This window comes from Actinomadura soli, assembly GCF_005889715.1.
In the GTDB taxonomy this organism is placed as follows: domain Bacteria; phylum Actinomycetota; class Actinomycetes; order Streptosporangiales; family Streptosporangiaceae; genus Spirillospora; species Spirillospora soli.
Genome location: NZ_VCKW01000281.1, coordinates 1 through 10190 on the forward strand (window position 1 = coordinate 1; position 10190 = coordinate 10190).

Genomic DNA, 10190 nt, shown 5'->3' on the forward strand with positions numbered 1-10190 from the left:
TCCCTCCACGGGGCCGGTGGTTGGGACCAGTGTCACCTGGAATGTCGGACGTAAAGGTTGTCATTGGACGTTGGCAACGGGCAAAGACGACCGGCACGGGGAGGACACATGGCGAGCGTGGCGATGCGGCGGGGGGTGGTGCGACCGCTGGTCACCGAGGTGGGGCTGCTGGCGGTGCTGTTCGCCTTCTACAAGTGGGGGCGGACGCTCGTCGAGCACGGGCCCGGCCAGGCGATGGCGAATGCCGCGTGGCTGTGGGACTTCGAGCGGTCGTGGTTGCCCAACGAGGTGGATTTCCAGCAGTGGGCGCTCGGGTGGGACCACACCGCGTTCCTGGCGAACATGTACTACGTGGGCGTGCATTTTCCCGGGACGGCGCTCCTGCTGGTCTGGCTCTACATGCGGCATCGCTCGTCCTACGGGAGGGTGCGGAACGAGCTGGTCGCGCTGACGGCGGCGGGGCTTCTCGTCCACATGCTGTTTCCGCTGGCGCCGCCACGGCTGGCTCATATCGGGGCCGTGGACACGATGCTGACGGTGGGGCCGTCGGCGTATCCGGCGGGGGCGGCCGAGGGGATCGCCAACCAGTACGCGGCGATGCCGTCGCTGCACATCGGGTGGGCGATCCTGGTCGCGGCCGCGGTGGTGCGGGTCTCGCGGAGCCGGTGGCGGTGGGTGATCGCGCTGCACGCGCCGGTCACGGTGCTGGTGGTGGTGGTCACGGCCAACCACTACTGGACGGACGGGATCGTCGCCGCCGCGCTGCTGGCCGGGGCGATGGTGGTGGTTTCGCTGGTGGAGCGGGTGCGGCAGGGTGGGGTCCATGCTGCCGACGCACACGAGTTCCGAGGTACCGGACGTCCCCGTTGCGGTCTTGCCGATCGGGAGCCACGAGCAGCACGGCCCGTTCCTGCCGCTGGCGACGGACACGGTGATCGCCTGCACGATCGCGGCGGAGATCGCGGGGGCGTACCCGGTGCGGACGCTCCCGCCTGTGACGATCTCGTGCTCGCATGAGCATGAGCACGCGGCCTGGCCCGGGACGGTCAGCATCTCGGCGGCGACCCTGCGCGCGGTGGTGCTGGACGTCGCCGGGTCGCTCGCCCGTGCTGGAGTGCCGAAGCTGGTGCTGGTGAACGGGCATGGCGGCAACTACGTGCTCGGGAATGTCGTTCAGGAGGCGCAGGGGGACATGGCGCTCTTCCCGGGGTTGGACGAGTGGGAGGACGCCAGGCGGGCGGCGGGCGTCGAGACGTCCGGTGACAGCGACATGCACGCCGGGGAGCTGGAGACGTCGATCCTGCTGCACGCCCATCCGGAGCTGGTGCGGGACGGGTACGAGACCGCCGACCATCTGGCCGATGACCGGCGGCATCTCCTGACCTCGGGGATGGCCGCCTACACCGCGTCGGGCGTCATCGGGCGGCCGTCACTGGCCCGCGCCGGCAAGGGCCGGGACGTGCTGGCGAGCCTCGTCGCGTCGTTCGGGGACTGCCTCGCGGCGCTTCACCAGCAGGGTGGCGGCGCCCGGCAGGCACGCGACGAAGGTGAGCACGCCGTACACGACGGAGACGGTCAGGCCCTGCGCTGAGCCGAGCCCGGCCGCGCCGAACGCGAGGGCGAGGACGGCCTCGCGGGGGCCCCAGCCGCCGACGTTCACCGGCAGCACCATCACGAGGAGCGCCAGGAGGAGCAGGGGCAGCAGGTCGAGGAGCGGGGCCGTGGAGCCTGCCAGACGGGCGGCCACCACGAACAGCGTCAGGTGCCCGGCCAGGGCCGTGAGGGAGAGCGCGGTGATGGCGGGCCAGGCGTCCAGGACGGCGCGGGCGTCCCGGAACGTCGCCGCTAGCGCGCGGTGGCGCCAGCGGGCCAGCACGAGCAGGACGCTCAGGACCACCGCGATCATGATCAGTGCCGGTGTCATGGCCGACAGCACGGCGGGCTGGGTGAACAGGACGATCACGCCCACCAGGACGGGGACGACCTGGCCCGTGAACCGTTCGAGGAACACGGCGCGGAGCGCGCTCGCGCCCGAGCGGTGGCCGTGGCTCACGGCGCGGTGGACGTCCCCGAGAATCCCGGCGGGCAGGACGGCGTTCAGGAACTGGGCCTTGTAGTAGTCGGTGACGGCGCTGGTCAGGGGCAGGTCGAGGCCAAGCCGGCGGGCCACCAGGCGCCATCGGGCCGCGCTCAGGAGGGTCGTCAGGAGGCCGATCACCAGGGCGATGGCGATGGAGCGGGGGTCGATGGCGTGCAGCGCGTCCACGAACGCGTCCGTGCTGTGCCACCAGAGCAGCGCGGCGAGGATGCCGAGCCCGATGAGCAGGCGCAGCCAGGGCCAGAGCCTCTTCACGACGTCCTCCGTGGGATGGCGAGCAGGTCGAGGTGGTGGATCTCGACGGTGAGCCCGCCGGTGGCGCATTCGGCCAGGCGGCGGCGCAGGTAGGCGTCCGCGGCGGGGGTCAGGTCGGGGCGCTGCTCGGTGGCTGCGGCGACCCAGCCGCGCAACCACGCCGAGATCAGCGCCGACTGGCCGGGGCCGAGCCGCCACGGGCTCGACCGCGTCCGGACGGTGGCGCCGCGCCGTCCGAACGCCTCGGTCGCGGCGGTGACGGCGTCCGGTCCGAGGAGGCCCCCGCGGCGCTGGTGCGCGTCGAAGGCGGCCGCGAGCTCGGCGTCCAGCGGGTCGGACGGGGACAGCCGGACGCGCCCGACGACCGACAGCGTCAGCAGCGCCGGGCAGGCCGCCGCGGCGGCGATCGTCTCGACGTCGGCGGCGGTGAGCACGTCCAGCAGCGCGGACGCGGTGACCAGCGACGCGCCGACCAGGTCGGACGCCTGGAGCGAGCCGACGTCGCCCTTCCGGGTCTCGATCGTCGCGCGATGCCCGCCGGCGGTGGTGTAGATGTTGGCGGCGGCCCGTTCGAGCAGTTCGGGATCGTTGTCGTGCAGGATCCAGTGCTGCGGGCCGCGCAGCCGCCCGGACAGCCAGCGTCCCAGCGATCCGGTGCCGCAGCCGAGGTCCCAGATGACGAGCGGCCCGTCCGGCGGAAGGGCGGCCTGGAGCGGGACGAGCAGTTCGGTGGCACGGGCCGCGGCGTCGGCGCTCTCGCGGAGCGCCAGCCATGACGGATCGAAGTTCATCGGGTCCCCCTCCGGAGCCTGGACAGGACGGTGGCCATGCGGCGGGCGGTGTCGTCCCAGCCGGGGAGGGTGTCACGGCGCAGGCGGGCGGAGGCGCGCAGGCGGCTCCGCAGGTCGGGTTCCACGAGCCAGCGGCGCAGCGCGGCGGCCAGCGCGGCGGGCTCGTCGGGCGGGACGAGGAGCCCGGGGACGGCGCCGGACGGGTCCCAGCCGAGGGTGTCGGGCACGCCGTCCACGGCGGTCGCGACGACGGGGACGCCGCGCGCGAGGGCCTCCGCCACGACCATCCCGTACGTCTCGGCGCGGGACGCGAGGACGACGAGGTCGGCGGACGCGTAGGCGTCGTCGAGGCGCTTGCCGGTCAGCGGCCCCTCCAGGCGGACGCGGTCGCCGAGGCGGTGCCGGGCGATCAGCCGCTGGAGGCGCGTCACGTGCTCGGGGTCGCGGCGCAGCGGGCCGACGCACTCGCACTGCCAGGGCAGATGCGCGACGGTGGCGAGGGCTTCGACCAGGATGTCGTGGCCTTTGCGGGGCGTTACGGACGCGACGCACAGCAGGCGGGTCGCACCGTCGGTGCCGGTCGCGAGCGGCGCCGACTCCGTTCCGGGGGTGACGGCGTGGACGCGGGACGGTTCGAGGCCGTGATGGGCGACGAGGTGCTCCCGTGCCCACGGGCTGGTCGCCACGACGGCGCCGACCGCCTCCAGCGTCCTGCGTTCGGCGGCGTTCAGGTCGGCCTGTCCGGGTTCGTCCGCCAGCGGGAGGTGGACGAGGACGGCGAGCCGCAGCCTTCCCGCCTCCGGGACGACGATCTCGGGGACGCCGCACGCCACCAGGCCGTCCAGTAGGACGACGGAGTCATCGGGCAGCCCGGCGAGCGCGCGGGCGAGACCGGCGCGGGCGGCGGAGTCGGGGCGCGGCCAGGCCCCCGGCACCGCCAGCTCCCGGATGGGACGTCCCGAGGCCGCCAGCCCGTCGCACAGCATGCGGTCGTAGTGGTTCCCGCCGCTCGGCACGTCGGCGTCGTCGATGTCGCCGGGGACGACGACGCAGATCTCGTGGGCGGCGGTCACAGCTCGCGCTCGTAACTCGCCCAGGCGACGTGCGACTCGTGCAGCGCCACCGTGATCCCGGCGAGGCCGCGCGCGTGCTCGCCGAGCGCGCCCGCGTGGACGCGGCCGGCGAGGCGGTCCGCGATGACCTTGGCGAGGAACTCCGTCGAGGTGTTGACCCCGGCGAAGTCGGGCTCCTCGTCCAGGTTGCGGTAGTTCAGCGCGGCCAGGACCTCGCCCAGCTCGCGGGTGGCGAGGCCGATGTCGACGACGATGCCGTCCGGGTCGAGGCCGGGGCGGCGGAACGTCGCGTCCACCAGGTAGGTGGCGCCGTGCAGCCGCTGCGCCGGTCCGAAGACCTCGCCGCGGAAGCTGTGCGCGATCATGACATGGTCGCGGACGGTGATCGCGAACACGGTGCTCTCCAGATGGTCGGGGTTTCAGTAAGTGATTCGGTGGCAGAGCGCGGGAAGTTCACCGCTCGCGAGAAGCGGCATGATCGTCGGCAGCTCGGCGAAGTCGCTCTCGCCGGTGATCAGCACGTCGAACGCGGGGTCGGCGAGGAGCCGCAGCGCCAGTGCCAGCCGGTCGGCGAACCCGCGGCGCGACCGGCGGGCGGGCGGCACCGCGCCGACCTGGCTGCTCCGGACGGTCAGCCGCCGCGAGTGGAAGAACTCCCCGAGCGGGACGGCGACCCGCCGGTCCCCGTACCAGCTCAGCTCCACGACCTCGCCGTCCGGCGCGAGCAGTTCCAGCGACCGAGCGAGGCCCGCCTCGGTGGCGCTGGCGTGGATCACCAGGTCGCAGCCCGCGTCCGCCTGCTCGGGAAGGACGAACTCGATGCCGAACGCCCGCGCGACGCCCTCCCGGGACGGGTCGGTGTCGACGAGCTGGACGTGGCACCCCGGGAACCCGGCGAGGACCCCGGCGACCGAGGAGCCCACCATCCCGGCGCCGACGACGGCGATCCGGTCGCCGATCAGCGGGGCGGCGTCCCACAGCGCGTTCACGGCGGTCTCGACCGTCCCGGCGAGGACGGCGCGCTCCGGCGGCACGTCGTCCGGGACGGGGCACACCGCGCTCGCCGGGACGACGTACCGGGTCTGGTGCGGATACAGGCAGTACACCGGGCGTCCGAGCAGGCCGGACGGGCCGTGCTCGACCACGCCGACGTTCAGGTAGCCGTACTTGACCGGGGCGGGGAACGTCCCGTCCTGGAACGGCGCCCGCATGACCGCGTGCTGGTTCGGCGGGACGCCGCCGCGGAAGACGATCGCCTCCGTGCCCCGGCTCACCCCGGTGCAGAGCGTCCGGACCACCACGTCCCCGGGACCCGGCTCCGGCAGCACCTCGTCGCGGATCTCCCCGCTACCGGGCGACCGGATCCAGAACGCGCGGGCTTCCCGCTCCATCCGTGCTCCTCCCCCGACTCCCCCGGCTCCCCCGGAGCCGCCGCGCGGCCCGCCGTTCACGGCGCGTGAACAGCCACACCACGTCCCGTCCGAACGACCACACCAGCAGGGCCAGTGCCGCCCCCACCAGCGCGCCCGTGTACGGGACGACGCCCGACGCCGCCGCGACCAGCGTCACGCCCTGCACCACCGCGACGGCCTTCCGCGCCATGCTGGGCCGCAGCTCGGCGCGCAGCCACGGCGCCGCCCAGGCCGCCGCGCCGAACGCGTACCGCATGGCGCCGATCGCCAGGACCCAGGCCCCGGCGGTCCACGCGACGTGCACGCTCAGCACCAGCACGAGGAAGGCGTCGACCTCCATGTCGAACCGCGCGCCGAGCCGCGACGCCGTCCCGGTGCGGCGGGCGACCTGCCCGTCCACCCCGTCCAGGACGAGCGCCGCCGACGCGACCGCGACGAGCGTCCACGTGTGCCCGCCACCGAGGAGATGCCCCGTGACCAGGGCGGAAACACCGCCGGTGAGGACGACCCGCGTCAGCGTCACATGATCGGCGGGGCCGAGCGCCCGCCGCCCGCGGAACGCCGCGCCGAGGACCGCCCACGCGGACAGCGCGTACACGACGCCCACCGCCAGGCCCACGATCCCGGGACGCAGCGCCGCCACCAGCGCGACCTGCGCGCCCGCCGCGCCCGCCAGCTCGGCCCCCCTGGTCAGCCGCGGCCCCTTCCCCCGAGGTGGCGCGGCGGCGCGCCAGACGACCCCGATCGGGCGCTGCGCGGTCATCGGGCGCGGCGCCGTCATCGGCCGCGTCATCGGCGGACCTCGCCGACCGGCGTCCCGCCGAGCGCGTCGAGCGAGTCGGGCGCGTCGAGCTGCGGGAGGTCGTGGCCGAGCCGGTCGCGCTTCGCCGTCAGGTACCGGACGTTGTCGTCGCTGACCGGCACGAGCAGCGGCACCCGCTCCGCGACCTCGATCCCGTACGACTCCAGCGCGCTGACCTTGGCCGGGTTGTTCGACAGCAGCCGCACCGACCGGACCGCGAGGTACCGCAGGACGCGGGCGGCCGGGCCGTAGTCGCGGACGTCGACCGGCAGCCCGATGGCGGTTGCGGAGTCGACGGTGTCGAGGCCCTGGTCGTCCTGCAGGATGTGGGTCCGGACCTTCGCCACCAGCCCGATCCCGCGTCCCTCGTGCCCGCGCAGGTAGACCAGGACACCGGCGCCCTCGCGGACGATCGCGTCCAGCGCCGCGCCGAGCTGGTCCCCGCACTCGCAGCGCGTGGCGGCGAAGATGTCGCCGGTCATGCACTCCGAATGCGTCCGGACGAGCACGTCCTCCCGGTCCCGGACGTCGCCGCGGACGAGCGCCATGTGCTCGTGCCCGTCGACCGGGTCCCGGAACGCGACGGCGCGGAACACGCCCCGCCGGGTCCGCAGATCCGCCTCCGCGATGTCGTTCTGCTCGATGCCCTGATCGCGCATCGCTCCCCTTCCTCGGCTCCGCAATCACCCGTGGTACGTGGCGGACGCACGCGGCGGTTGCGTTGTGAAACGGTTCGTACGATCCGTGGCACGGAGGGGAGGCACCTCAGGGTTCAGCGTAGGCGGGACCGGACCACCAAGTCGTGCTCGGCACGGCGGTTCGCCGCGACTTCCGGCAGGTCGCCGCGGTCGCGCTCGGCTTCGAGGCGGTCCAGGGCGGGCGCGCCGTCCGGCAGCGCGCCGTGCTCGGCGGCCCGCTTCGCCTCGATCAGGCCGGGCAGGTACGGAGGGCCGCCGAGCGGAGCTCGTCCGTTGAATGGCGGTGGGTGGAGTCTGGAGGACGGTGCGTCACCGGTCCACGCTCCTTCGCCGGATGGAGATCAGCAGGTCCTCGACCGCGGCGCGGTCGGGTTCGGGGGGCAGCGGGCTGCGGTCGGCGGCGGCGTCCAGGTCGGCGGTGAGGGCGGCGCGCCATGCCTCGATCTCGTCCCAGCCGACCTCGCCGCGGCGGACGGCGAGGAGCCGGTCGCGCAGGTCGCCGACGTCCACCCGCGGCTCGCCGTGCCGGACGAGATGCGCCCCGCTGACCAGCAGCCGCAGCATGTGCATGACGTGCTTCCAGCGCGGCGCGCCGCCGTTGCGCAGGTCGCCCTCCAGCTTGCGGAACTGGGCCTGGGCGTACCGGAGGAACGTGCGATGTACCCGCCGGGACAGGAAGGCCCGCCGGACGGCCAGCAGTTCCTCACCTTCCGGCGTGACCTTCTCCACCAGCGGCGACCACAGGCACTCCAGGACGGTCGGGTTCGCGTCCAGGGCCAGCTCGCAGAACCGCTCCAGCTCCCAGGAGAACTGCTCGGGCAGCGGGCCGTCCAGATGGGTGGGCGGCTTGGTGAAACGCCAGAACAGCGGGGCCGGCGCCGCGTACACGCCGCGCCGGTCGACGTCGCTGCCGTCCGTCGCCAGGCCGTAGGCGCGCGACCCGGTCACGACCGACAGGATCGTGTGGTCGCGGACGAGGTCGGGCGCGGCGTCAGGGCGGTCGGAGATCGTCACGGACGCAGCCTGGCGCAGCCCGCCGCCGGGTGTCGACTTGTAACGGTTGTCACGACCTGAGAGGGGTCCGCGATGAGGGCCATCATGCGGCGCGGACTGGGCACGGCGATGGCGGCCGTGCTCGTCGGCGGTCTGGCCGTCGCCTGCGGCGGCGGCAACGACGAGGGGGGCGGCTCCGACGGCGGACCCGTCGAGCTCACCGTCGACGTCTTCGGCGAGCCGGGCTACGACGCGCTCTACAAGCAGTACGAGCAGTCGCATCCGGACGTCACGATCAAGCAGCGCAAGGTGTCCAGCCTGGACGAGTACAAGCCCCGCATCCAGCCCCCGTCCGTTCCGCTCTACATCACCGAGAACGGCGCGGGCTACGACGAGACCCCGGACGAGGACGGCGCGGTGAAGGACGCGGGCCGCATCGGCTACCTCGACGCGCACATCCGGGCGTGCCACGACGCCGTCTCCGACGGTGTACCGCTTCGCGGGTACTTCACGTGGTCGCTGCTAGATAATTTCGAGTGGGCTTGGGGCTACGCCAAGCGCTTCGGGCTCGTCCACGTCGATTACGCCACGCAGCGCCGCGCGCCCAAGGACAGCGCGGTGGTACGCCGGGGTGATCAAGCGCGGCGGGCTCCCGGGCTGAGCTGACCGGGCTGAGCCGACCGCGCAGGACGGGCGGCACGGACGAGAAGGGGGCCAGATGGCGGGCAGGACCACGCGCCCGACCCTGGAGGAGGTCGCGACGCGGGCCGGGGTCGGCCGCGGCACGGTGTCGCGGGTCGTCAACGGCTCGCCGCGGGTCAGCCCGCGGTCCCGGGAGGCGGTGCTGAAGGCGATCGACGAGCTCGGGTACGTGCCGAACCGCGCGGCCCGCACGCTCGTCACCCGCCGGACCGACACCGTCGCGCTCGTCGTCGCCGAGTCGGACCAGCGGCTGTTCGACGAGCCGTACTTCGCCGGGATCATCCGGGGCATCGGCAACGGCCTCGCCGATACGGGGCTGCAGCTCCTGCTCGCCCTCGCCCGCTCCCCCGCCGAGTACGGACGCCTTGAGGACTACCTCACCACCCAGCACGTGGACGGCGTCCTGCTCACGTCCCTGCACGCCGAGGACCCGCTGCCCGCGAAGCTGGAGGCGGGCGGCGTTCCGACCGTCCTCGGCGGCCGCCCGCCCGGCCTGTCCCCGGTCAGCTACGTCGACGTCGACAACCGCAGCGGCGCCCGCGAGGCCGTCGCGCACCTGGTCGCCGCGGGCCGGCGGCGGATCGCGACCATCGCCGGGCCGCAGGACATGGGCGTCGGCATCGACCGGCTGGCCGGGTACCGGGACGCGCTCGCCGCGGCGGGGCTGCCCGAGCACGTCGAGTACGGCGACTTCGGCGAGGCCAGCGGCATCGCCGCGGCGGAGCGGCTGCTGGCCGCCGAGCCGTCCGTGGACGCGGTGTTCGCCGCCGACGACCCGATGGCGCTCGGCGCGCTGCGCGTCCTGCGCCGGCACGGCCGCCGCGTCCCCGGCGACGTCGCCGTCATCGGGTTCGACGACTCCGCCGCCGCGCCGCTGGCCGACCCGCCGCTGACGACCGTGCGCCAGTCGCCGGAGGAGATGGGCCGGGAGATGGCGCGGCTGCTGGTGTCGCGGATCCGCGGCGAGACGGTCGTGGACCCGGTGGTCATCCTGCGTCCCCACCTGGTCCTTCGCGACTCGGCCTGACATGATCGTTCCATGGCCTACGAACCGTCCGCCGCCGAACTCGTCCACCTGAGCCGCTGCGTCGCGCTCGCCGCCGAGGCCCTCGACGCGGGCGACGAGCCGTTCGGGACGGTGCTCGCGGCGGCGTCCGGCGAGGTCCTGTTCGAGGACCGCAACCGCACCGCGGACGGCGACCAGACCCGCCACCCCGAGTTCGAGGCCGCCCGGTGGGCGGCCGCTCACCTGACGCCGGAGGAGCGCGCGGCGGCGACGGTGTTCACGTCCGGGGAGCACTGCCCGATGTGCTCGGCCGCGCACGGGTGGGTGGGGCTCTGTCTCTTTATACACATCTCCGAGCCC

The 10190-nt window shown here is 74.1% G+C and carries 10 protein-coding genes and 3 pseudogenes; 5 read left to right on the forward strand and 8 right to left on the reverse strand.

Annotated elements, in window-relative coordinates:
* Window positions 1-234: 234 nt before the first annotated feature.
* Together ETD83_RS45045 and ETD83_RS34965 are read left to right on the forward strand one after the other, a co-directional pair.
* Window positions 235-771, forward strand: a pseudogene (locus ETD83_RS45045) (phosphatase PAP2 family protein); the annotation flags it as partial.
* A 52-nt stretch (window positions 772-823) separates the two neighbouring features.
* Entirely contained in the window at window positions 824-1591 is a 768-nt protein-coding gene (locus ETD83_RS34965) for a creatininase family protein (protein WP_138649490.1), read from the forward strand.
* 3 nt (window positions 1592-1594) lie between these two features.
* Here the strand turns inward: ETD83_RS34965 and ETD83_RS45050 are convergent.
* The 8 genes and pseudogenes from ETD83_RS45050 to ETD83_RS35005 all read right to left on the reverse strand — a co-directional run.
* Window positions 1595-2422 (reverse strand): annotated as a pseudogene (locus ETD83_RS45050) (lysylphosphatidylglycerol synthase domain-containing protein); the annotation flags it as partial.
* On the reverse strand, window positions 2350-3144 hold the full coding sequence (locus tag ETD83_RS34975; RefSeq protein WP_138649492.1) for a class I SAM-dependent methyltransferase: 795 nt from the start codon (window positions 3142-3144) through the stop codon (window positions 2350-2352). The gene ETD83_RS34975 and the pseudogene ETD83_RS45050, both read right to left, overlap by 73 nt.
* Window positions 3141-4217: a glycosyltransferase family 4 protein gene (locus tag ETD83_RS34980; protein ID WP_230421385.1), complete on the reverse strand. Its 1077-nt coding sequence runs from the start codon at window positions 4215-4217 to the stop codon at window positions 3141-3143. Before ETD83_RS34980 ends, ETD83_RS34975 begins: the two co-directional genes overlap by 4 nt.
* Window positions 4214-4612, reverse strand: a complete 399-nt coding sequence (locus ETD83_RS34985; protein WP_138649493.1) for a 6-pyruvoyl trahydropterin synthase family protein — start codon at window positions 4610-4612, stop codon at window positions 4214-4216. Before ETD83_RS34985 ends, ETD83_RS34980 begins: the two co-directional genes overlap by 4 nt.
* 24 nt (window positions 4613-4636) lie before the next feature.
* A complete protein-coding gene (locus ETD83_RS34990) occupies window positions 4637-5608 on the reverse strand; it encodes a zinc-dependent alcohol dehydrogenase (protein WP_138649494.1) in 972 nt (323 codons plus the stop codon).
* Window positions 5565-6422, reverse strand: coding sequence for a CDP-alcohol phosphatidyltransferase family protein (locus ETD83_RS34995; protein WP_230421386.1), 858 nt, complete (start codon window positions 6420-6422; stop codon window positions 5565-5567). The genes ETD83_RS34990 and ETD83_RS34995 overlap by 44 nt, the downstream gene beginning before the upstream one ends.
* On the reverse strand, window positions 6419-7090 hold the full coding sequence (gene ribA, locus ETD83_RS35000; protein WP_138649495.1) for a GTP cyclohydrolase II: 672 nt from the start codon (window positions 7088-7090) through the stop codon (window positions 6419-6421). Before ribA ends, ETD83_RS34995 begins: the two co-directional genes overlap by 4 nt.
* Window positions 7091-7438: 348 nt before the next feature.
* On the reverse strand, window positions 7439-8143 hold the full coding sequence (locus ETD83_RS35005; RefSeq protein WP_230421387.1) for a nucleotidyltransferase domain-containing protein: 705 nt from the start codon (window positions 8141-8143) through the stop codon (window positions 7439-7441).
* Between the two features lie 84 nt (window positions 8144-8227).
* Between ETD83_RS35005 and ETD83_RS45785 the strand changes: the two genes are divergently transcribed.
* The 3 genes and pseudogenes from ETD83_RS45785 to ETD83_RS35020 form a co-directional block, all read left to right on the forward strand.
* Window positions 8228-8788, forward strand: coding sequence for a family 1 glycosylhydrolase (locus ETD83_RS45785; RefSeq protein ID WP_329603036.1), 561 nt, complete (start codon window positions 8228-8230; stop codon window positions 8786-8788).
* A gap of 52 nt (window positions 8789-8840) precedes the next feature.
* Window positions 8841-9851 (forward strand): LacI family DNA-binding transcriptional regulator, encoded by a 1011-nt coding sequence (locus tag ETD83_RS35015; RefSeq protein WP_138649496.1) that lies wholly within the window; start codon window positions 8841-8843, stop codon window positions 9849-9851.
* Window positions 9852-9863: 12 nt separating this feature from the next.
* Window positions 9864-10190 (forward strand): annotated as a pseudogene (locus ETD83_RS35020) (nucleoside deaminase); the annotation flags it as partial.